At 63.5% G+C, this 22,131-nt stretch carries 14 protein-coding genes and 1 tRNA gene; 8 read left to right on the forward strand and 7 right to left on the reverse strand.

Translation table 11 applies throughout. From position 1 onward, the window contains the following. Positions 1-18: 18 nt before the first annotated feature. Complete coding sequence (locus tag AACH55_RS14780; RefSeq protein ID WP_338715347.1) at positions 19-879, reverse strand: MaoC family dehydratase N-terminal domain-containing protein; 861 nt, start codon at positions 877-879, stop codon at positions 19-21. 254 nt (positions 880-1,133) lie between these two features. On the opposite strand from AACH55_RS14780, the gene AACH55_RS14785 reads away from it, so the two are divergent. Beyond that, positions 1,134-2,075, forward strand: coding sequence for a LysR family transcriptional regulator (locus tag AACH55_RS14785; RefSeq protein WP_338715348.1), 942 nt, complete (start codon positions 1,134-1,136; stop codon positions 2,073-2,075). Positions 2,076-2,101: 26 nt separating this feature from the next. Here the strand turns inward: AACH55_RS14785 and AACH55_RS14790 are convergent, their stop codons facing one another. After that, entirely contained in the window at positions 2,102-2,866 is a 765-nt protein-coding gene (locus AACH55_RS14790) for a sulfite exporter TauE/SafE family protein (protein WP_338715350.1), read from the reverse strand. 255 nt (positions 2,867-3,121) lie between these two features. Between AACH55_RS14790 and AACH55_RS14795 the strand changes: the two genes are divergently transcribed. Both AACH55_RS14795 and AACH55_RS14800 read left to right on the forward strand, forming a co-directional pair. Then, positions 3,122-3,910, forward strand: a complete 789-nt coding sequence (locus AACH55_RS14795) for an SDR family oxidoreductase (protein WP_338715352.1) — start codon at positions 3,122-3,124, stop codon at positions 3,908-3,910. 113 nt (positions 3,911-4,023) lie between these two features. Then, positions 4,024-4,113 (forward strand) — tRNA-Ser (locus tag AACH55_RS14800). A gap of 89 nt (positions 4,114-4,202) precedes the next feature. Here the strand turns inward: AACH55_RS14800 and AACH55_RS14805 are convergent. Continuing rightward, positions 4,203-4,514 carry a hypothetical protein gene (locus AACH55_RS14805; protein ID WP_338715354.1) on the reverse strand — a complete coding sequence of 104 codons (312 nt, stop codon included), beginning with the start codon at positions 4,512-4,514 and terminating at the stop codon, positions 4,203-4,205. Positions 4,515-4,732: 218 nt separating this feature from the next. Between AACH55_RS14805 and AACH55_RS14810 the strand changes: the two genes are divergently transcribed. Further along, complete coding sequence (locus AACH55_RS14810; RefSeq protein ID WP_338715355.1) at positions 4,733-5,155, forward strand: MFS transporter; 423 nt, start codon at positions 4,733-4,735, stop codon at positions 5,153-5,155. Between the two features lie 673 nt (positions 5,156-5,828). On the opposite strand, the gene AACH55_RS14815 is transcribed toward AACH55_RS14810, so the two are convergent. From AACH55_RS14815 to AACH55_RS14830, 4 genes are all read right to left on the reverse strand, one after another. Then, positions 5,829-7,280, reverse strand: a complete 1,452-nt coding sequence (locus AACH55_RS14815; protein ID WP_338715357.1) for a TolC family protein — start codon at positions 7,278-7,280, stop codon at positions 5,829-5,831. Then, on the reverse strand, positions 7,270-8,613 hold the full coding sequence (locus AACH55_RS14820) for an HlyD family type I secretion periplasmic adaptor subunit (RefSeq protein ID WP_338715358.1): 1,344 nt from the start codon (positions 8,611-8,613) through the stop codon (positions 7,270-7,272). Before AACH55_RS14820 ends, AACH55_RS14815 begins: the two co-directional genes overlap by 11 nt. Further along, entirely contained in the window at positions 8,610-10,784 is a 2,175-nt protein-coding gene (locus AACH55_RS14825; protein ID WP_338715360.1) for a type I secretion system permease/ATPase, read from the reverse strand. Before AACH55_RS14825 ends, AACH55_RS14820 begins: the two co-directional genes overlap by 4 nt. A 104-nt stretch (positions 10,785-10,888) precedes the next feature. Beyond that, a complete protein-coding gene (locus AACH55_RS14830; RefSeq protein WP_338715361.1) occupies positions 10,889-14,140 on the reverse strand; it encodes a calcium-binding protein in 3,252 nt (1,083 codons plus the stop codon). 691 nt (positions 14,141-14,831) lie between these two features. Here AACH55_RS14830 and AACH55_RS14835 point away from each other — a divergent pair. From AACH55_RS14835 to AACH55_RS14850, 4 genes are all read left to right on the forward strand, one after another. Beyond that, positions 14,832-15,827 carry a helix-turn-helix domain-containing protein gene (locus AACH55_RS14835; RefSeq protein ID WP_338715362.1) on the forward strand — a complete coding sequence of 332 codons (996 nt, stop codon included), beginning with the start codon at positions 14,832-14,834 and terminating at the stop codon, positions 15,825-15,827. A gap of 723 nt (positions 15,828-16,550) precedes the next feature. Continuing rightward, positions 16,551-17,912, forward strand: coding sequence for a DUF1329 domain-containing protein (locus tag AACH55_RS14840; protein WP_338715363.1), 1,362 nt, complete (start codon positions 16,551-16,553; stop codon positions 17,910-17,912). 39 nt (positions 17,913-17,951) lie between these two features. After that, positions 17,952-19,643, forward strand: a complete 1,692-nt coding sequence (locus AACH55_RS14845) for a DUF1302 domain-containing protein (RefSeq protein ID WP_338715365.1) — start codon at positions 17,952-17,954, stop codon at positions 19,641-19,643. A 113-nt stretch (positions 19,644-19,756) separates the two neighbouring features. Further along, entirely contained in the window at positions 19,757-22,126 is a 2,370-nt protein-coding gene (locus tag AACH55_RS14850; RefSeq protein ID WP_338715366.1) for an efflux RND transporter permease subunit, read from the forward strand. Positions 22,127-22,131: the final 5 nt, after the last annotated feature.

Consider the following 22,131-nt stretch of genomic DNA (forward strand, 5'->3'; position numbering starts at 1 on the left):
TCAAATGATTTATATCGTTTAGTCCAGCAGGGCTTGCGCCTGCATGGCCAGCTCGCCCCGCTCGTTCTGCGCCCACAGCGCCACGCTCCTGCCATCGACTGCGGGCTTGCCGCACAGCGTGAAGGCTTCGGTATCGAAGAGAGTGCCCACCGCGCGGAAGTTGAATTCGCGCAGGACCGCATGTGGTCTCTCGCGCGCCACCAGATCGGCCAGCAAGGTGGCGATCAGCGGGCCATGCACGATCAGTCCGGGATAGCCCTCCACCTCGGTGACATAACTGCGGTCGTAATGGATGCGATGACCATTGAAGGTCAGCGCCGAATAGCGGAACAGCAGCACCGGGTCCGGCTCCATCCGGCGCGACCACAGCGCATCGGTGGGTGCGCTGCGCGGCTCAACCAACGGTGCGCCGGGCTGCGGCAGATCGCGGTATACGATGTCATGCTCTTCGGTCAGGCAGACCTGGCCTTGATGACGGATGGTGTGTTGCACGGTGACGAAAGCCAGCGCCCCGGTGCGCCCTTGCTTGACCTCCACGCTGGCGATGCGCGAGACCTTCTCGGCCTGTGCGCCGATGGGGAGCGGTGCGGCAAAACGCAGCCGCCCACCGGCCCACATGCGGCGCGGCAAGGGCACCGGTGGCAGGAAGCCACCGCGCTGCGGATGACCATCGGGCCCCACGTCGGACTGGCGGCACACATTCCAGAAATAAATCCAGTGCCACAGCGGCGGCAGATCATCGCCCGCTATCGGCCGGCGCGGTCCATCCAGCGTGGCGGCCAGCGCAGCGGCCAGGGCCGGACTGATCTGGTCATGCAGGGTGTCGGTCTTGTCCAGCCACTGCCGCAGCAGGGCGAGATCGAGGTCGGGGTGGGACATGTCTGCTCGCATCGTTATCGGTTGGGCGCCAGTGTGTGGCCGCGACGCGCCGCAGACAATCTGTATTTTTGGAAGGGGGCCTTACGCAGAACTGAAGGCAGGCCCGGTCAGGAACTGCGGCGGCGCAGCACAACGAAGCTGCATCAGGCCGCATGAAACGGCGCAAATCGGCGTAGCATGCATGGGCCAATAACGATATCGCCGACACGTCCTCAGCCCGCTCGGCCAACTCAGCGATCCTTCCGGGAGACATCATGCTTTTCGATCTGACCGACCTGCGCCTGTTCATCCTCATCGCGGAACTCAACAGCCTGACCCGCAGCGCCGAGCGCATGAACCTCTCGCTGGCCGCCACCAGCCATCGCATCAAGGAACTGGAGACCCGCTTCGGCACCCGCCTGCTCTATCGCGAGAGCAAGGGCGTGCAACTCACCCCGGCCGGGCAGACGCTGCTGCATCATGCGCAGCTTTTCATGCAGCAGGTGGAACACCTCAAGAGCGACATGCAGCAGTACAACAACGGCATCAAGGGTTACATCCGCATCTTCGCCAACACCACCGCAGTTACCGAATTCATGCCCGAGATCCTGGGGAAGTTCCTGGCCAAGCATCCGCAGGTCAACGTCGCGCTGGAAGAGCGCCTGAACCACGACATCCTGCGCGGCATTCAGGAAGGCACGGCCGACATCGGCATCGTCGCCGGACCGGTGCAGGGCGACGGACTGCAGGTGCTCAACTTTTCCACTGACCGCCTGGTATTGGCCACCGCGCTGGAACACCCGCTGGCCGGCGCCGGCAGCCTGCCCTTCCTCGATACGCTGGAATACGAACACATCGGCCTGCACGAGGGCAGCACCTTGCAGCATTTCTTGAACAAGATCGTTTCCGAACATGGCCAGCGGCTCAAGCTGCGCATCCAGGTGCGCAGCTTCGAAGCCATGTGCCGCATGATCGAGACCAACGTCGGCATCGGCATCCTGCCGCGCTCAGCGGCACAGCGGCATCAGCAGACCATGCAATTGTCGGTGGTGGAACTGAGCGACCCGTGGAGCGTGCGCGAACGCAGCCTGGTGTTCCAGAACATGGATACGCTCTCGCCGCATGCGCGCAACCTGGTGGATTTCATCCGTGAAGAGATGACCCGGCCCGATGCAGAGGACAAGATCGTCTCCCTGCTCGACCAGCAGAGCGCCTGAAGCCGCGCGCGGCAAGACCGTTGGGCTCAGCCGCCGATCATCATCCAGACCGACAGCACCAGCAGCGCCGCGCAGAAGAGAATGCGCAGCCGCCGCTCCGGCAGATGGTGCGCCAGCGCCACGCCCCAGGAAATGCTCAGCACGCCGCCGAGCGCCATGGGAAGGCCGACCGACCAGTCCACATGTCCCGCATGGGCATAGGTCCACAACGCCACCAGTGTGCCGGGCGTGACCATCGCCAGCCCCAGACCTTGCGCTGCCGTCTGCGTCACGCCGAACAGCGCCGTCAGCAAGGGCAGCGCCACGATGGCACCGCCCACGCTGAAGAAGCCCGCCGATGCACCGGCCGACATGCCCACCAGCGGAATGCAGCGGCGCGGCAGGACCAGAGAAGATTCGACGCTGCGCTTGTTGCGCAACAGGGTCCACAGGTAGTACAGCGCCAGCAGCCCCATGAAGGCGGCGAAGCAGACATGCAGACTGCGCGCCGCCATCGCCGTGGCCACGCGCGCCGAGAGATAGGTGGTGAAGACGGCCGGCACGCACATCATCGCCGCCGTACTCCATTCGATGCGGTTGCGCTGCTTGTAGCGCCAGAAGGCGATGACCACGTTGGGCACGATCATCACCAGCGCCGTGCCCTGGGCCAGTTGCTGATCCATGCCGTAGAGATAGCCCAGCACCGGAATGGCGATCAGGCCACCGCCAATGCCAAACAGACCGCCCATGGCGCCCAGCAGGCCGCCGAGCAGGAAATTGACTACGCCGGAGAAAAACAAGGAAGCCGTCATCGGTGTACAGTGATGCCTCTGCCGGCCGGCTGCCCATGGCAGTGGCCGCATCGAAGGATAAAAAAAGGAGACTGACATGAGCGGTGTCATCGTGTTTGCGCTGGAGATGGGCGTGGTCGCCCTCATTGCGCTGGCCATCTACATGGTGATGAAGAAGTAGCCCCGCCGGTCAGGCCCGACAGTGTAGCGCAGCCCGCCCCTGCTGTCCTGGCGGCCTGTGCGCCCCTGCAATCCCCCTCAGCCAAGGAAGACAGAATGGATCTCGGCATCAAAGGAAAAACCGCCCTCGTCTGCGCATCGAGCAAGGGCCTGGGCCGCGCCTGCGCGCTCTCGCTCGCGCGCGAAGGCGTGCACGTCACCCTGCTGGCGCGCGGCGCCGAAACGCTGGAAGCCACGGCCCAGGCCATCCGCGAAGAAACCGCCGCCACCGGCGCCATCATCACTACCGTCGCCTGCGACATCACCACCCCGCAAGGACGCGCCTTGGCCCTGGCCGCCTGCCCTGCTCCGGACATCCTGGTCACCAATGCCGGCGGTCCCAAGCCGGGCGATTTCCGGGAGTGGACGCGGGATGACTGGATTGCGGCGGTGGACGCCAACATGCTCACGCCCATCGAACTCATCAAGGCCACGGTGGACGGCATGATGGCGCGCGGCTTTGGGCGCATCGTCAACATCACCTCCAGCGCGGTGCGTGCGCCGATTGACATCCTCGGGCTGTCCAATGGCGCGAGGTCGGGACTGACGGGTTTTGTCGCGGGGCTGGCACGCAAGACGGTGGCGCACAACGTGACCATCAACAATCTCTTGCCCGGCCCCTTCGAGACCGACCGCTTGCGCTCGACTGCCATGGGCGCCGCCCGTGAGAGTGGCCGTACGGTCGATGAGGTGCTGGCCGAGCGCCGCAAGCTCAACCCTGCGCGGCGCTTTGGAGATCCGGCCGAGTTTGGCGATGCCTGCGCTTATCTGTGCAGTGCGCAGGCCGGGTTCATCACGGGACAGAATCTGTTGATGGACGGCGGGGCTTATCCGGGAACGTTCTGATTCAGGGCTTCGCGGGCCGGTGCGTTGGGTGATGGCGAGGTGGATGCAAAGCAAGTGATGTGATGTATAATGCAGCCCTCGTGCGACGGGCGCCATGCCCGCCTGCCACGCAAGGAGGTTTGGGTGAGTGGTTTAAACCAGCAGTCTTGAAAACTGCCGACGGGGTGACCCGTCCGTGAGTTCGAATCTCACAGCCTCCGCCACAATTACCCCAAGTCATTGTTTTAACGTACTATCAGGCACTTTTTGAATTACGTTGGTACAAATGGCAGGTACAAAAGCTCGGAAGCAGTCAGAGGCCCTGATGACCGAAAGGGTCAAATTGCCTCCGAATATCTATCGCCTGCCAAATGGTGGGCTTCAATTCCGCAAAGTCATTCCCAAAGACGTTCGCAACACCATCGGTCTCAGCGAATTCAAACGCGCGTTGGGCACGGACATCCGTGCAGCCTCCCTTGAGGGGAAAAGGCTTGAAGCCGAAGTCAGCAAACTTATTTACGAGGCCCGCCAAGGGGTTAGTGCTGACCAAGCAATCGATATTTATCTCAAGAAGGGCGCCCCAAGAACCACTCTTAGGGGTGACTCCCCGAATCTGGCTGGCCATGCAGCAGCCCTCTTCCTTGTTGGCGTTCACAGAGACCAAGAGCGGCGACGTGCTGGGGAACTGACTGTTGATGAGTTTCAGGAACTGGGTGCCAAATTGCTCGCCATGCACAAGGACGTGAAATACGTCCTAGCCACAGGCGACTCTCTTAAATACAAAATTGCGGTACAAGAGCTGTTTATTGGACAAGGCTATTTGGTCGATGCAACCGCTGAGCAGTGGCAGACGCAATCCCGTTTTTCGGATGGGTATCCGACAAGCTGGGGCGTCGCCCTGTCTATGCTGCCGGCGCCCTTTTTCTGTCGATATGGGCCTGGGTATTCTTTGCGCTGCTGGACACCAACCAAACCATCTACGTCTTCATGGCGATCGTTTTCGGCATCGTGTTCGGTTACAGCGCAATGTTTGGAGCGCAGTCGGCATTTTTCGCCGAGATCTTTCCGATACAGGTTCGCTACTCCGGACTGGCGTTGGGGCATGCCATCGGTGCGATCATCGGAGGCGGGCTGGCCCCCTTGATCTCGGCAGCGCTGATGAAAGGATACGGCTCTTCCACACCTGTTTCGGTGTATGCCTGCACCATGGGCATCCTCACCATGGCGACCTTGTTCTTCAGCAGAAGATTGAAGCCACCATGCTGACCTCGTCGCGTGGCGGTGACAGCAGCAGGACGACAAAGCTCCTTGCGATCCCCGGCACCTTGACCCCGCCAAGCAATTTCGATGCACTTGCTCAACAGCTCGGTATGCCCATCGAGGTTTACGACTGGATGCGGACTTGCCCGAACAGCAGTGTAGAAGAGATCGCCCAAATGCTGTGCCAGCGACTGGCCCATACGGAAAGCGAGGTCATGCTTGTCGGGCATTCCACCGGGGCGGTCATTGCCACATTGGCGGCACGACGCTTGACCACGCCTCCCGCAGGACTGGTACTCATCAATTCCGGCCCGCATATGCGCAGGCACACACTGATCCGGGAAATGCTGGCGACCTTGCGCGAGCTGGACGCATCCAGTACCAAGTGGAAAGACTTTGCCCGCGCCAACGTCGCCACGCGCAACGACGGCCAGGATCTTCGCTGGATGGAGGAAATGGTGGACTACAGCAAAGAGGTAGGCGGGCAATCCGCTGCCACGGCGCTGGCGAGTCAGCATGCACTTGATCTGGGGCAATTCCCTTCAGAAGATCTCCCGGTGCTGGTCATTCACGGCATGAAAGACAGCAAGCGCTCAGTCACGGGGTCTGCTCACCTTCACTTCCCTCATGCGCAACCCGCGAACTGCGAAGCCAAGTGCGCCGAAAAAGCGATTTCGCCTCAGCGCCGCCCCGCCTTGCCCAAACTAGCCCTCCCCATCTCCCCCGCATTGGCCAACAACCGCAACCGCGCCGACCGCCATTCCCCCAGCGATCGAATGCGTTCCAGCTCAGCATCACTCAGCCCCGATTGCGCATTAAGCATCTCAACGATATCGGCAGCCCCCGCATCATACTTGCGCCGCACCGACTCCACCGCCCGCTGCGCCGCCTCCAGCAAGCTCCTTGCAGAGGCCATGCTGTGCAAGGCCGTGGTCGCCTCGACGTAAGTGGTAGCGATATCACCCAGCACCTGCGCCTGCACATCGCGTAGCTCAGCCTCGCGCAATTCAACCTGAGCCTGCGCGCCATCGATCTTGTAGTTGCGCGCAAATCCTTCAAACGCGGGAATATTGAGATTCAGTCCCACCACCGTTTCACGCTCACCCCGGCTGCCCCCGCCCTGATTGGGACGGCCGTTGATGAAGCGGCTGGCGGTCAAATCCAGCGTCGGCGCCCCTTCAGAACGCGTCACCTTCACCTTCTCACGCGCCGCCTCCACCTGCGCGCGCGCGGCCAGGATGGCGGGGTGATACTGCCTGGCCGATTGCAGCCATCCCGGCAGGTTCTGCTCCAGCCCCAGCGGATCTACTTCCACCTCCGTCGACAGCGACAACGCAGGCGCATCTCCAGCCTCGTCCAGCAAACCCAACCCCACCGCCAGCGCCACCAGGCTGCGCTTGTGCTGACCGGTGGCACGCGCCAGTTCCAGTTCCGCCCTGGCCACGAAGCTGCGCGCCTGCAGGGTTTCGGGCAAGGCGCCTACGCCGCGCCGCTCGCGCTTGATGGCCGTCTCCAGCACCTGGCGCGCCAGTTGCAGGCTGCGCTCGCGCGCCTGTTGAGTGGCGCGGGCGCTGTGGGCGTCGTAGTACAGGCCGACCGCACCGGCCATGGCCTTTTGCAGGGTCGCATCCTGGCTGGCCAGGGCAGCCTGCAGCAAGGCATCGGCGGCACGCTGGTTGGCGCTGCGACCACCAAAATCAAGCAGCCGCCAGGTCAGCGTGGCGTAGAGCGTGCTGACCGAACGGCTGCTGCTGCCCTGCTCCGAACTGGCGCTGTCCCGATAGCGGCTGGCACCGGCACCCAGCGTGGGCAGATAGGCCGCACGCGCCTCGCCCAGCTGCGCCGCTTGCAGCTTGATGCTGGCCCAGGTGGCCTGCACCTGCGGCTGGTGGCACAGCGCCATGTCCACCGCCTCCGCCAGCGTCAACACCTTGCCAGGGACAAAGCTGCTGCTGGTGCAGACCACGGCCTGCTGGTCGCCCGGCAGCACCTTGCCATGATCCAGTTCGGGCGGCCGCGCGAGCAAGGGATCGAAGCGCCCCGGCTCGCCGCTGCGGGCCGGGGATGTCGCCAGCAGCGCGGCCGCCATCCCCACGACGACCGGCCAGCGGTACCGCGGATCAACGCTCATGTAGGGCCTCCTTCTGATGACGCAACAAGGGCGAGAGCGCATATTCGATCAGGCGGCGGCTGCCCGTGCGGATGCCCACATTGACCGCCAGACCGGGCGACAGCGCCAGCCGGCGGCCATCCACGTCGAGACTGTTGCGGGTCATGGCGATGCGGGCGGTGTAGATCAGGCCCTTCTTCTCATCCTGGATAGCGTCGCGCGAGACCGAAGCCACCCTGGCCGGGAGCGTGCCGTACTTCGTGTAGTCGAAGGCATCGACCTTCACCTCCACCTCCTGGCCGACCTCGACGAAGCCCACGTCCTTGTTCTCGATCTGGACCTCGATTTCGATGTTGTCTTCCTCCGGCACGATCTGCATGAGCGGCTGGGTCGCCGCCACCACGCCACCGATGGTATGTACGTTGAGTTGCTGCACGGTACCCCTGACCGGTGCGGTCAGGCGCAGCAACTTGCTGTGCTCGTCGGCGCGGCGCTGGTCCTGGCGGGCAGCCTCGATGATCTTCTCGGCCTCGATGCGGCTGTCATGTGCCTCCTTCTGGATCTGCGCCAGCAAGGCCGCACGCTGGTTGCGGGCATCGGCCAGCTGGCCCTGCACATCGACCCGCGCCTGCTCCTTCTCCAGCCAGGCATGGTGCGAAACGCTATGGTCTTCCATCAGTGCGCGGTAGTCGCTGGCGCGCTGGCTGGCCAGGCGCAGCGCGGCACCGTAGCGGATGATCTCGTCATCCAGGCGGGCCAGCCGGGCGCGAAAGTCCTGGTATTGCCCTTGCAGCTGGCGATGTACCGAATCCCATTGCGGCTGCGCCACGCCGGGCACCTCCTCCAGGTGCGGGGCGCGCAGTTGCTGCACCGCCTGCATCATGGCGGCAGCCCGCGCCACCTGTAGCCGCGCCTGCGCCACCGCATCGGCGGCCTTGTCGCGTTCGGCGTCGCTACTGCTCGCGTCCAGTTCCACCAGCGGCTGGCCCGCCCGCACCTGCTGCCCTTCGTGCACCAGGATGTCGCGCACGCTGGCGACCTCGACGGAGGCGATGGTCTTGGTGCGGCCGGACGCGATGACCTTGCCGTTGGCGCTGACCACGATGTCGATCTGCCCGATCAATGACCACGCCAGCGCCAGCGCCACCATCGCCACCAGCAGGCGCGCCGTCCAGCGCAGGCTGGCGGAATCAGGCGCCTCCTGCAGCGACAGCGCCGCCGGCAGGAATTCCGCCTCCTGCTGGTTGAACAGGTCCACCTGCTGCTGATGGCGCTCCCGCCAGGCTTGCAGAAAGCGACGCCCATAGCGATGCCACAAGGCCATCCAGGCCTGGGAACGATGATGCAGACTCATGCTGATTCTCCCTGTAGCGGCTTGCCTGCCTGCAGCGCATGCAGGTGGGCATAGATGCCGTTGGCCAGCCCCAGCAACTCATCATGGCGGCCACTCTCGACCACGCTGCCGCGCTCCATCACAAGAATGCGGTCGGCCTCGCGCACGGCCGAGAGCCGGTGCGCAATGATGAGCACGGTGCGTCCGGCGCAGATCTGGCGCATGTTGTCCTGGATGATTTTTTCGGATTCATAGTCCAGCGCGCTGGTGGCTTCGTCGAAGATCAGGATGCCGGGATTGCTGATCAGCGCGCGCGCAATGGCAATGCGCTGGCGCTGTCCACCGGAGAGGCCCGTGCCCTGCTCGCCGACCAGCGTGTCATAACCCTCGGGCAGCTCGCAGATGAAGTCATGCGCGCCCGCCAGCCGGGCGGCGGCGATCACTTCCTCGATGGAGGCCGACGGATCGACCAGGGCGATGTTGTCGCGGATGGAGCGTGAGAACAGTGTATTCTCCTGCAGCACCACGCCGATCTGCTGACGCAACGAGGCGGTATCGATGATGGAAATATCCTGGCCGTCCACGCTGATGCGCCCGCTCTCGCAGACATACAGCCGCTGCACCAGCTTGGCCAGGGTGCTCTTGCCGGAACCGGAACGACCGACGATGCCGATGACCTCGCCCGGCCGGATCTGCAGGGACAGCCCGCGAATCACCTCCGGCGTTTCGGGACGATAGCGAAAGCTCACCCGCTCGAAAGCAATCGCCCCGGTCACGCGCGGCAGGCGCGTGCGATGCCCCGCCACTTCACTGCGGGCGTCGAGCACGTCAGCCAGCCGGCTCATGGAAATACCGACCTGCTGGAAGTCGTTCCACAATTGCGCCAGCCGCAGGATGGGCGCGGCGACCTGCCCGGCCAGCATGTTGAAGGCCACCAGCTCACCGACCGACAAGGCGTTGTCGACCACCTGAAGTGCCCCCAGCCACATGATGCCCACGCCGACCAGCTTGCTCACCAGCGTCACGCCGCCGCTGGCCAAGAGACTGATGTTGGTGGTGGTCAGCCCAGCGGCTACGTAGCCGGCCAGTTGCTGATCCCACTTGCGTTGCCACTGCGGCTCGACCGCCATGGCCTTGACGGTATCCATGCCGGTCAGGGTCTCCACCAGGAAGGACTGGTTCTCGGCGCTCTTGTTGAACTTGTCGTTCAGACGGGCGCGCAGCAGCGGTGTGAAGATCAGTGACAGCAGCAGGTACACCGGAATGGAAGCCAGCACGATCAGGCTCAGCGGCACGCTGTACCACAGCATCACCGCCAGGAAGATGAAGGAAAACACCAGATCCAGTACCAGCGTCATGGCATTGCTGGTGAGGAAGCTGCGGATGTTTTCCAGCTCGCGTACCCGGGCGATGGAATCGCCCGCACGGCGGACCTGGAAGTAGGCCAGCGGCAGGCTCAGCAGATGGGCAAACAGGCGCGCCCCCAGTTCCACATCGATCTTGCTGCTGGCCCTGGCGAAGATGGCGGTACGGATGCCATTGAGCAGTGCCTCGAAAATGGTGGCCGCGATCAGCCCGACGGCAATCACGTTCAGGGTCATCATGGCGTGATTGACCAGCACCTTGTCCATCACCACCTGGAAGAACAAGGGCGTGACCAGCCCGATAATCTGCAGCACCAGCGAGATCAGCAAAACCTCGCCGAGCACCTTGCGGTACTTGACCACGGCCGGAATGAACCAGGTGAAATCGAAGCGCGCCGATTCACTGGCGTAAGTCGCCTTGCTCGTCATGAGGATGACCTGGCCGCACCAGAAGGCGGAGAATTCCGCACGCGACATCACCTGGGGCGGCTGGCCCGGCTGCTGGATCAGCATGCGCGCGCCCGCACCCGGCTGGCCTTGCTCGGATTCGATCTTGGCCAGCACAAAGAAACGGCCCTCATGATCGATGCCGATGGCCGGCAAGGGGGTGCGCTCCAGGCGCGCGGGATGCTGGCGGATGCAGCGCGCCTTCATGCCCAGCGTGCGCGCGCCCAGCAGGATGTTCTGCACACCGAAGGGCCGGCGGCCGAAGCGGTGCTGCAATTGCTGCGCATCGGCGGCGATGCCGTGCAGCTTGGCCAGCATGATCAGGCACAGCAAACCGCTGTCCACGACTGCCTGGCCGGGGTCGTTATGGCTCTCGTTCATAGGGTTCCCGAAGAGGAGGAGATGACTGTCGTCGTGCAGGACGACCACGCGGCCCGCAGCAACTGCCCAGCCTGCGGCAGGCGGCGCGCCGATCCGCATGTCGCTCAGTGATTGACCGTCAGCAGTACCTTGCCGCTTGCGCTGGCCTGGCCGTTGCTCCACTCGGCCTGCAAGGGCGCTGGCGGCGCGAAGCTGGCCATGGCCTGCACCAGCTGGGCCACATCGGTGTCGTAGAGGGTGTAGCCCTCGGCGGTGCGGATGCGCTCGACGTGATGGTCGGCGCCGCTCTTGCCGCCTAGGTACCAGTCCCTGATGGTGATGCGGTCGCTGCTCCCCAGCACATCGATCTGCAGATCCTGGCCGGCCTGGCTGAACCACAGATTGGTCTGCCGGATGTCCTTGAACTGCAACACATCCTGGTTGCCCCGGGTGGCATCGCTGTCGATGATCTGGTCGCGGCCATCGCCGCGGGCAAAGACATAGGTATCGTTACCGGTACCGCCGATGAGGATGTCGTCGCCGCGTCCACCGGAGAGGATGTTGTTGCCGCGGTTTCCCGTCAGCACGTTATCGAGGGCATTGCCGGTGGCATCGATGTGCTCGTTGCGGATCTTGATGGAGTCCCGTGTATAAACCATGCTGGCACCGTCGGCGTCAGCCACCTTGCGCATGTCGTCGGCCGAGAGGTAGCGGCAGGCATCGGCCACCTGGCCGCGTCCCGAGTCGGCGATGTAGAAGCCGAGTACCTCACCGCTGCTGGCATCGCACGCCACGCCGGTGACCGTGACCACATGGTTGAGCACGCCGCCCTCGACATCATCCGGCTCGTCCCACAGCTTGCCAGCATTGACGGCGATCAGGACGCCACGGCCATCCTTGAGCAGACGGGTCAACCTGGCCTGGTCGTAGCCATCGCTGACCTCGGCCGGCAGGCCGAAGCTCTCGAGCAATTTCATCTGGTCGTATTGACTGCTGCCCCCGCGCAAAGCGTCGTTGTCGGCCTGTGTGCGGCACCAGCCATTGGCGATGGCGCGCTTGACCACATCGGCCTCGGTCTCCTGCAGGCCGGACATGATGCAGATGTTGGCCACGCTGGTCTCGCCGCAGGTCCCCCGGTAGCCCGGCACTTCGTCGCCCTGCGAATAATCCAGGTCATCGTTGTGCGGGAACCCGTACACCAACACCGCCTTGCCGTTGACGGTCCCGGCTTGTGCGCTGGTGCTGTCCATCAGCGTCAGGTTTTCCAGGTTGTCGCCCAGGGTATGGCTGATCTTGGAGTAGACGGTATCGATTCCCTCACCGGCCAGTTCCACTACCTTGTCGCCGATATCATCGACCACGTAGGTATCGTTGCCCTTGCCGCCGATGAGGGTGTCGGCTCCCTGACCACCATCGAGCAGGTTGTCCTGGCTGTTGCCGGTGATCAGGTTGTCCCGGGTGTTGCCGGTGCCGTTGAAGCGACCGCCTTCGGCCAGGTGCAGATCTTCCACATAGGCCGTGAGCGTGTAGCTGCAGGAGGCGATGACGGTATCGCGGCCTTCGTTGGCTTGCTCGACCACGATGTCGCCGCTGCAGTCGACCACATAGGTATCGTCGCCCTTGCCGCCTTCCATGTAGTCATTGCCGGCGCCACCGTCGAGCAGGTCATTGCCGGCGCCGCCATGCAAGGTGTCATTGCCGGCACCGCCATAAAGCAGGTCGTCGCCACCGAGGTCATTGGCGACTGCGGCGTAGGCAGGCCGGCTGTCACCATAGAGGACATCATCGCCGTCGCCACCTTGCAGGACATCATTGCCAGCGCCGCCACAGAGAAGGTCGTTGCCTTGGTCACCATAGAGCCTGTCGTCGCCGTCATCGCCGTAGAGCGTGTCATCGCCCGTCCCTCCCCATAGCTGGTCGTTGCCGAAACCGCCCGAGATACTGTCATTGCCGGCTCCACCCACGATCTGGTCGTCATCGGTCTGCCCGGCTTGCAACCCCTTGACGCCCTTGAGGATCAGATCATTGCCATACAACTGGTCATCGCCGTCGCCGCCCCAGATGCGGTCATTGCCCATGCCTCCAAAAATATGGTCGGCACCGGCGCCGCCCGAGAGCAGGTCGTTGCCGTCATCACCGACCAACTGGTCGTCACCATCTTCGCCATAGAGCTGGTCGTCGCCCTCCTTGCCCCACAACAGATCCTTGCCGTCGCCGCCCCACAGGATGTCATCGCCCTTGCTGCCATTGATCAGGTCGTCACCGCCGCCTCCGGCGAACTGTCTGAAGGGCCCGGCCTGGATGTTGACGCTGTAGTTGGAAGTGCCCAGGTTGGGGTCGAGCAGGTCATTGCCGTCGGTGCCGATCAGGCAGCCGGGACGGTTGTTAAGCACCTTGATCTGGCCCGGGCCGAAGTTCAGCGTGCGGCCGCTGTCGAGGCGGAAGGCATTGCCATCGTCGCGCAGGCTGCGGAAATTGCTGTCGGGTACGGGCGGCTCCGGGGGCGCGGCGGCATAGACCGCAGCGGGCGGTGCCACATAGGCGGCAGACGTAGGCACGCAGGGCGTTGAGAGCGTCGAGAGCGTCGAGATCGTTGAGGGACTTGCAGGAGCGACCGCCGGCGCCACTGATGACGGCACATCGGACGATCCCGCCGGCGCCCCCGGGCAAGCCGGCACAGGGACCGGCAGCGCACAAGGAACGAGCAAAGAGATCGGCACAGGAACGCAATCGGCGCTGAGGATCATGTCAGGGGGGAATGCGTCAGCCAGGGGCATCAGGTCAGTGCTCCCGCATGGCGTCTGGCCCGGATCGGCTTGGACGACCGGACAGGCTGGGACTGCAGCGGGCTCTGGGTGGGGAGCAGCGGGTCCGACCGAGAAGGCAATAGCCGGACCGGCCGGCGCCAGCTCGGGCGCGGCCCCATCCGCTGCGGACACGGCCGGCAAGGGTTCGCCCGGCGCGATCATCAGCGTGCCCGCTGCCGGGATAGTCGTGCGGTCCCTGACCAGATCGGCCTGGGCCACCTCGGAGGCAGCCGCCTCGCTCCAGGCTGGCAAACGCCCTCCCCCGACCATCGACGCAGCCGGCAGGTCGATTCCCTTCGCCTCGTTCTTTGTGCGTGCGGCCTGATCGCGCCGGCCTGTGCGGGCAGTGCGTGCGGCCGGGACCGATGCGAAAAACGGATTGGCCTGGGCCGCCGGGTCCGCAGAAAAGGCCGAGATGGGCATGATGCCCTCCCCGGCCACGGCCGGCGCATGGACGAAACTGGCGGAACTGGTCTGCGCGGCCGGTGCTGGCTTGCGCTGACGTACCGACGTGGCCGGCGGCGGCGAAGCCAGCGCCGCGAGCCGATTGGGCGCGATAATGATGGTCATGGCATTTTCCCTGAGCGGTGTGAATCGATAGCAATGACACGGATCGGGCTTGTGTTCGGCCACATTTGCACGCTGCGGACGGCACTGCTGCCGGTCAGGTGCTTTGGCCTCATCTCGAATTTATTCGTGTCAACACTCGTAAAACTTCTTCCCGCTGCCATTCAACCCAAGCTTGCTGCTGCCCACAATCGCACCATGGTGCTGAGCCGGTGCGGCATGGAAAGCCCGCCACATCGCCGCTTCCGGACGATGTGAAATCTTCTTCGCATCGCCATAGGCGGCAAAGTCGTCAGAAATTATTTATATGAATAAACATGCTAAAAACCCGAGCGACGGGATCTTCATATTTTCTTCGCCGCAATGAAAATCCTGCCACGCCGGGCCGCACCGAAAATCCGCCCATGTGCTAGCACATCTGCCGCAGTGCCGGCAATGCTCCTGAATACTGATGTGACCAATCCGCCCTTGTGGTTTATCGTCTGATTCAGTAGATTTGCGAAAAAAAGCAAAGTCCGAGAGACGCCCACGAAGGCGCTCCGAGACAACGGAGACGGAGAACCACCCCTGCCTGCCCCTGCTGCCACCGGACCTGCTCCGTGAGGCTGGCGCGCCCTGGCTCGTCGTTTCCGCGCGTTTTACAAGCTGGTGCGAAATTTGCATCAGCTCAGCCAAAAACAAAGGAGCCCGCGCCATGCATTCCGACTTTTTTTCCGTGCACACCGTGCAGTTCTCGGACGAGGACGAGCAAGCCAGCACGCTCACCGGATGGGAGCAGGAGTACCAGCAACTGGGCAGTGGCCGCTTCGTCGGTACGCTGGACATGCTGGAGACCGAGGAATTCTCCTTCATCCGGGAGACCACCAATACCGCCCTGCACGAGCGCATCGTCCCGCCCTCCGAGCAACTGGTCATCGGTATCTGCAATACCACCGTGCAGGGGCACCTGCTCAATGGCCGGCCGCTCACGCAGGACCAGTTGATCGTGCTGGAAGGCAACCGTGCGCACCATATCCGCACCAATGGTCCCATTGAATTGCAGGGGATCTCGGTACAGCGCGAGCTGTTCCTGTCGCAATTGCCGGAGCAGGACGAGGCCAGCGTGCGCAAATGGCTGGACCTGTCGGTGCTGCAACTGGACGCCGCCACGGCCGGCATGCTGCGGCATTATTTTTCGGTCGCCTTCGACCTGCTCAACCCCACGGCCGGCAAGGCGACACGACCGATCAGCCCGCGCGCCCTGGCCTCCACCGCCATCAGCAATGTGGCCCTGGCGCTGTCGTTGAACCACGGCAGCCATGAACTGGAATCCACCCTGCCCTCGCGCCAGCGACGCGAACGCATCGTCCAGAATGCCATCGACTACATGCGCATCCACGCTGGCGAGGAGATCGGCATTCTCGACGTCTGCCGCGCCACCCACGTCAGCCGCCGCACCTTGCAATACTGCTTTGAAGAACGGCTGGACATCTCGCCCCTGCAATACCTCAAGGTCCTGCGCCTGAACGCCGCGCACCGCGAGATCAAGCGCCGTACCGCCGACGAGCGCAGCCACGAGCGTCACGCCACCATCGGCAACCTGGCCGCGCTGTGCGGCTTCAACCATCCCAGCCGGTTCGCCTCCGAATACAAGAAGATGTTCGGCGTCCTGCCTTCGGAAACGGTACTCAAGACCGTCACCGAATCCTGAAGGCATCAGCGCAAAGGCGCATTGGTATCATTCGTTACCATTTGCCGCCTTCGCAGCGTTGGCTACGCTGAGCAATTTTGGGGCAGGCGCCTAGCCAATTTTGGCAAAACGCTGCGGCGCTGCGCCGGCCCTCCCTTTCTTGCCCGCACGCTGTGACATGAGCGGCATCGCGGCACCAATTCCCTCTGTGGACGCTATTTTCAAAATACGAGCCGGAACCTGCATATAACCGACCGAATGGTTGATTATTTCCTTTTCCGGTAACAATCGTCATGTCGCCGGCGGCAAACTTGCAGCAGGCAACATCATTGAGCTTGCTTTTCCATGGCAACACCTGGCCGCGATAGCGCACCACCACCCTTCCCGCAAGCCGCTTGCGCACTGTCGTCTGGCATGGCCGCCTCATTTTGGACCGGGCCACGCTTGAGCCGCCACTGAGAATTGCTAAAAGCGGCTAACAGTTGCAGGGGCGCGCCTTCTACATTCGTTGTCGTCCACTGTTCCCCAAAAAACACCTGTCGAGGACAACGCCAAAAGCGAATCCCCCCATTCCGTCAGCTCTTTGTCAGGAATGCAGCACAACCCGACCGGGTTGCCGCGACAGGAACAGCCCGCGCGCTGTGGGAGACGATCATCCATCCGGACTGCAGCGTCGCCCGCCACATCGGGGCCGGCATGCACGCCGGCTTAAACATATTCGGAACAACAACAGGGAGAAGAACAATGAAGGTCATCAACATGAGCGTCGTGACCCTGGCACTGGCCAGCGCGTTCGCGCACGCCGCCACGCCAGCCGATCTGGGAGCCAGCCTGACGCCGCTGGGCGGCGAGAAGGCCGGCGGTAATGGCGTGCCGGAGTGGAAGGACGAGAACGTGGTCTTGCCCGGCTGGTCCTACGGCAAGCTGCGTCACGACTTTTTCAAGTACAAGGACGAGAAGAAGAGCGAGACCATTGACGCCTCCAACGTGGACCAGTACGCCAGCAAGCTGAGCCCCGGACAAGTGGCCCTGATCAAGCAGATCAAGGGCTACAAGATGGATGTCTACCCCAGCCACCGCTACTGCAGCGCGCCCGATTTCGTGGTCGAGAACACCAGGAAGAACACCGCCGCCAAGCTCGGCGCCGATGGCTGGAGTCTGGCCGAGGCCGTGGTGCCGGGCATCCCCTTCCCGCTGCCCAAGAGCGGCGCCGAGGTCATCTACAACAGCAAGATGCGCTATCGCGGCGTACTCCAGGAATGGAAGTCGACCATTACCGCGATCTCCCCGCGCAAGGGCAGCAGCGAGTGGATCAAGGCCGGTTCGCAGCAGACCCTGTTCTACCCGTGGGCGGCCAAGGGCAGCGTGAACCTCTCCACGCTGCCACCGGTGGAGTATTACACCTACTTCGCCTACAACTCGCCCACTGCACTGGCGGGTCAGGCGCTGTCGCTGACGGTCTTCCTCAACCAGGCCGGTGGCGAAACCTTCTACTATTTCCCCGGCCAGCGCCGCGTGCGTCGCATGCCGGCCTATGCCTACGACTCGCCGCAGATCGGCATGGAAAACCAGTACACCCTGGATGAGCCGATGGTCTTCAACGGCACCATCGACCGCTTCGACTGGAAGCTGGTGGGCAAGAAGGAAATGTATGTGCCCTATGGCAGCTTCGGTGCCACCAACTTCAAGGGCAAGTTCGAGGAGGTGGCCGGTGACGAATACATCGCCGAGAATGCGCGCCGCTACGAGCTGCACCGGGTCTGGGTGGTGGAGGCCACGGTCAAGGCCGGCGTGCGCCACCTGGCGCCCAGGCGCACCTTCTACATCGACGAGGACAGCTGGAACCTGGTCGCCGCCGACGACTACGATGCCCAGGGCAAGCTGTGGAAGCATCGCGAAGCCTACATCATCCCCGTCTACGAAACCGGCAGCTGCGACCAGGCCGGCTTTGCCCAGTACAACCTGGCCGAAGGCCGCTACGTGTTCGACCTGCACGCCGCCGGTACCGGCAAGGACATGGCCTGGGATGTCGACGGCAAGGGCAATCCGCGCGCCAAGGCCAGCTTCTACAGCGCCGACAACCTGCGCGCCATCAGCGACCGCTAAGCCCAGGGCCAACGCATCTGCAACGGGAGAGGAATAACAATGAACAAGCAAATGCATCACAAGATCATCGCCCTGGCCGCTGCCAGCTTATGCAGTGGCGGCGTGCAGGCGATGACCTTCGAAGGGGAAACGGTGTCGGGCAACTTCGATTCCACGGTATCCCTTGGAGTGGGCGTGCGCGCCAGCAAACAGGCTTGCGGCCTGGTGATCGGCAGCAGCGGTGGCAATGCCGCAGCGGCCAGCGGGGCCGGCGCACCGGGCGGCTGTGCCGATGCGCTGTCGTCGCTCAATGACCAGGGCGACCTGAACTACAACCGTGGCGACCGCTTCACCACCTATCTGAAGGGCACGCACGAACTGCTGCTCAACATGCCCGATGACGTGAAATTCCTCGGCCGCGTGAGCTGGCTGCGCGACTTCTCGGCCACCAGTACCAGCGGCTACATCAGTGGCGCCAACAGCACCGGCCGTTCGCTCTCGGACGACGCCACCAACGAACTGCATTCCAAGGTGCGGCTGCTGGACCTGTGGATCAGCAAATCCTTCGACCTGGGCGAGGAACGCGCCCGTATCCGCGTCGGCAACCAGGTAGTGAACTGGGGCGAGAGCCTGTTCATCGCCGGTGGCATCAACCAGACCAATGCCATCGACCTGATGCGCCTGTCCAACCCGGGCACCCAGCTCAAGGAAGCCATCCTGCCCGCGCCCATGGTCAACTTCGCCACCGGCCTGGGCCGGGGCTTCTCGGTGGAGACCTACGTGCAGCAAGGCTGGGAAAGCAATTACTTCCCGCCGGTGGGCAGCTACTGGTCCACTGCCACCGTGGGCAGCGGCGCCGATGCGCTGGGTGTGCCCATCACCAACCGCCCGCGCTCGACCGGCCAATATGGCGTGGCGCTGCGCTATACACCGCCGGGGGCGGATGTGAACTTCGGCCTGTACGTGATGAACTACCACGACAAGTCACCCGTGCTCTCCACGGCCAACACCGCCAGCGGCCTGGGCTACTCCTATCTGGAAGATCGCAAGATGGTCGGCCTGTCGGCCAACTTCCCGCTGGGCAACTGGGCCATCGGGACCGAACTGTCCTACCGTCCCAAGGATGCGGTCGCGCTCAATACCTCAGTGCCGAACGCCAACGGCGGCCTGTGCATGACCAATGGCAAGTGCTATGTCGAAACCGAGCGATACCAGTTGGCCGTCACCGGCATGCTGAGCCTGACGCCCAGCGAGCATGGCGCCGTGTTGAAGGCACTGGGTGCCGACACCGCCACGCTGATGGCCGAAGCCGTGGCGATCCGATATCCCAACCTGAAGAGTTCCTATGACGGCATCCCGGTCGCAGCGGGCCTGTGGGGCTGGGGCTATGACACCACCGCCAACGCCAGCAGCACGCTGGCCAATGGCGGCAAGACCGCGGGCGTGGGCTCGGCCACCTCCTATGGCTACAACTTCGATTTCAGCTGGGTCTACGACGGCTCGGTGATCCCGGGCTGGCAGGTGATCCCGGAGATCTACTTCTTCCATGCCGTCAAGGGCCGCACGCCCAACGCCACGGCCACCTTCATGGAAGGCGCGAAGATGGCCAACTTCACCGTCACCTTTACCCAGAACCCGGCCAAGTGGCAGGTGGCGCTGAACTTCGCCAAGTTCTGGGGCGGCGCCAGCGTGTTCGACCAGCCGCTGCGGGACCGCAGCTTCTATGGCATGACCGTGAGCCGCAACTTCTAAGGCCGGTGCGCCCGGACCTTCACCTGCTCCGGGTGCAGCCGCTTGCCCGCATGATCTGATCCCTTGCGGCCGCCTGCGGGCGGCCCCTGCCTTCACCTGAGAAAAAACGCACCATGGCCACCGCCCCTTCCCCGTTCAGCCTGGACAGACTCGAAGCCCGCCTGTTCCGTCTGCGCATTCCCATCCTGCTCGTGCTGCTGGGCTTCACCGCGATCCTGTCGATCTTCGCCTTGCAGTTGCGCATGGACGCCGGTTTCGAAAAACAGATGCCGACCCATCACGAATACATCGACACCTTCAAGCAATACCGCGATGACGTGCTCGGCGCCAACCGCCTCAACATCGTCCTGCGCGCACGCCATGGCAGCATCTGGACCAGGGAGGGACTCACGCGCCTGTCCGAGATGACCCAGGCGGTCATGTTCCTGCCCAACATCAGCCGGCTCGGTGTGCAATCGCTGTGGACACCCAACACCTTCGTCAATGAAATCACCGAGGAAGGCTTTCGCGCCGATCCGGTCATTCCCGGTACCGTGATCCCCTCGGCGCTCACGCCGCAGATCATCGAACAGATCCGCAACACCGCCGTCAATGGTGGCTTCGTCGGCACCCTGATCTCGCGCAACCAGGACAGCGCCATGATCGTGGCCGAGATCAACGAGTTCGATGCCAAGGGAGAGAAGGTCGACTACCTGGCTTACAACAAGCTGTTGAACGACTTGCGCGCCAACTACGAGAATGCCGACTTTGAAGTCCAGATCATCGGCTTTGCCAAGCAGATCGGCGATGTGGCCGATGGCGCCGAAGGCGTCCTGAAATTCTGCGCCATGGCACTGCTGCTGACCACCATCGCGGTGTACTGGTATTGCCGCTCGCTGCCCTTCACGCTGCTGCCGGTGGCCTGCTCGCTGGTGTCGCTGGTATGGCAGTTCGGTACGCTGCGCCTGCTGGGCTATGGGCTCGATCCGCTGGCGGTACTGGTGCCCTTCCTGGTATTTGCCATTGGCGTGTCGCACGGGGTGCAGCAGATCAATACCATCGTGCGCGGCATCGCCAGCGGGCAATCCTGCGAAGCGGCGGCCCGCGCCAGCTTCAAGAGCCTGCTCATCCCCGGTGTGCTGGCACTGGTCACGGCACTGGTGTCGTTCGTGACGCTGGTGATGATCCCCATTCCGATGGTGCGTGAACTGGCCATCACCGCCTCCATCGGCGTGGGCTACAAGATCATCACCAACCTGGTGATGCTGCCGCTGGCGGCATCCCTGCTCAAGGTCGACCAGCGCTATGCCGATGCCGCCATGCGTGCCCAGCAGGCGCGCGGGCGCTGGCTGGCCGTGCTGTCGCGCTCGGCGCAGCCGAAGGTGGCACGCAGCATCGTGGTGCTCACCCTGCTGGTGCTGGCCGGCTCGGCCTGGTACAGCCATGACCGCCTGGTCGGCACGCTGCAGCCGGGCGCCCCGGAACTGCACGCCAATGCGCGCTACAACCAGGATGCACGTTCGATCGCCGACAACTACGGCAATGGCCTGGACTGGCTGACGGTGATCCTGTCCACGCCCGCCAACTCCTGCGACCAGGTCGCCTTCGGCCGCTACCAGGACCAGTTCGATACGGTCATGCGTCATGTGCCAGGCGTACTGTCGGTGAGTTCCTTCGCCGACCAGATGAAGATCTACAACGAAGGCTACAACGAGGGCAACCCGGCCATGTTCACGGTGCCGCTGGACGCGGCCAACTATGCCGCGCTGGCGGTGGAAATCGGGCGCGTACGCGGCTTCCTCTCCAAGGACTGCAACATGTTGGCCAGCCACCTGTTCCTCGCCGACCACAAGGCCGCCACCATCAATGGCGTGCTCGCGGCGGTCCGGCAGTACCGCGACCAGTACCGTCTGCCGGGGCTGGAGATCCGCCTGGCCGCCGGCAATGCCGGGGTGATCGCTGCGGTCAACGATGAAGTCGAGAAATCCGAACTGCCCATGATGCTCTACGTCTATGGCGCCATCGTGCTGCTGGTGTTCGTGGTCTACCGTGACTGGCGCGCCATCATCGCCTGCTGCCTGCCTCTGACGGTGGCCACCTTCATCGGCTATGCCTTCATGAAGCAATTGCAGATCGGGCTGACGGTGGCCACCCTGCCGGTGATGGTGCTGGCCGTGGGCATCGGTGTGGACTATGCGTTCTACATCTACAACCGTCTGCAATTGCAACTGGCCGCCGGGCTGGAGATCGAACAGGCCTTGCACCATGCGATCCAGGAAGTGGGCATCGCCACCATCTTCACCGCCATCACGCTGGCCATCGGCGTGGCCACCTGGTCGTTCTCGGCCCTCAAGTTCCAGGCCGACATGGGCAAGCTGCTCGCGTTCATGTTCCTGGTGAACCTCATCATGGCGATGACCGCCCTGCCTGCGTTTGCGGTGGTGCTGGAAAAGATGTTCCCGCGCAAATCGCCCATCAAGCTCAACAGCGCCCTGGCGCACTGATCGCA

The organism is Herbaspirillum sp. DW155 (assembly GCF_037076565.1).
Taxonomy (GTDB): domain Bacteria; phylum Pseudomonadota; class Gammaproteobacteria; order Burkholderiales; family Burkholderiaceae_D; genus Herbaspirillum.

What these genes read in the sequence shown, in the direction of transcription:
- AACH55_RS14780 (WP_338715347.1), bottom strand. Translation starts at nt 879, where the DNA reads ATGTCCCACCCCGACCTCGATCTCGCCCTGCTGCGGCAGTGGCTGGAC.
- AACH55_RS14785 (WP_338715348.1), top strand. Translation starts at nt 1,134, where the DNA reads ATGCTTTTCGATCTGACCGACCTGCGCCTGTTCATCCTCATCGCGGAA.
- AACH55_RS14790 (WP_338715350.1), bottom strand. Translation starts at nt 2,866, where the DNA reads ATGACGGCTTCCTTGTTTTTCTCCGGCGTAGTCAATTTCCTGCTCGGC.
- AACH55_RS14795 (WP_338715352.1), top strand. Translation starts at nt 3,122, where the DNA reads ATGGATCTCGGCATCAAAGGAAAAACCGCCCTCGTCTGCGCATCGAGC.
- AACH55_RS14805 (WP_338715354.1), bottom strand. Translation starts at nt 4,514, where the DNA reads ATGGCCAGCCAGATTCGGGGAGTCACCCCTAAGAGTGGTTCTTGGGGC.
- AACH55_RS14815 (WP_338715357.1), bottom strand. Translation starts at nt 7,280, where the DNA reads ATGAGCGTTGATCCGCGGTACCGCTGGCCGGTCGTCGTGGGGATGGCG.
- AACH55_RS14820 (WP_338715358.1), bottom strand. Translation starts at nt 8,613, where the DNA reads ATGAGTCTGCATCATCGTTCCCAGGCCTGGATGGCCTTGTGGCATCGC.
- AACH55_RS14825 (WP_338715360.1), bottom strand. Translation starts at nt 10,784, where the DNA reads ATGAACGAGAGCCATAACGACCCCGGCCAGGCAGTCGTGGACAGCGGT.
- AACH55_RS14830 (WP_338715361.1), bottom strand. Translation starts at nt 14,140, where the DNA reads ATGACCATCATTATCGCGCCCAATCGGCTCGCGGCGCTGGCTTCGCCG.
- AACH55_RS14835 (WP_338715362.1), top strand. Translation starts at nt 14,832, where the DNA reads ATGCATTCCGACTTTTTTTCCGTGCACACCGTGCAGTTCTCGGACGAG.
- AACH55_RS14840 (WP_338715363.1), top strand. Translation starts at nt 16,551, where the DNA reads ATGAAGGTCATCAACATGAGCGTCGTGACCCTGGCACTGGCCAGCGCG.
- AACH55_RS14845 (WP_338715365.1), top strand. Translation starts at nt 17,952, where the DNA reads ATGAACAAGCAAATGCATCACAAGATCATCGCCCTGGCCGCTGCCAGC.
- AACH55_RS14850 (WP_338715366.1), top strand. Translation starts at nt 19,757, where the DNA reads ATGGCCACCGCCCCTTCCCCGTTCAGCCTGGACAGACTCGAAGCCCGC.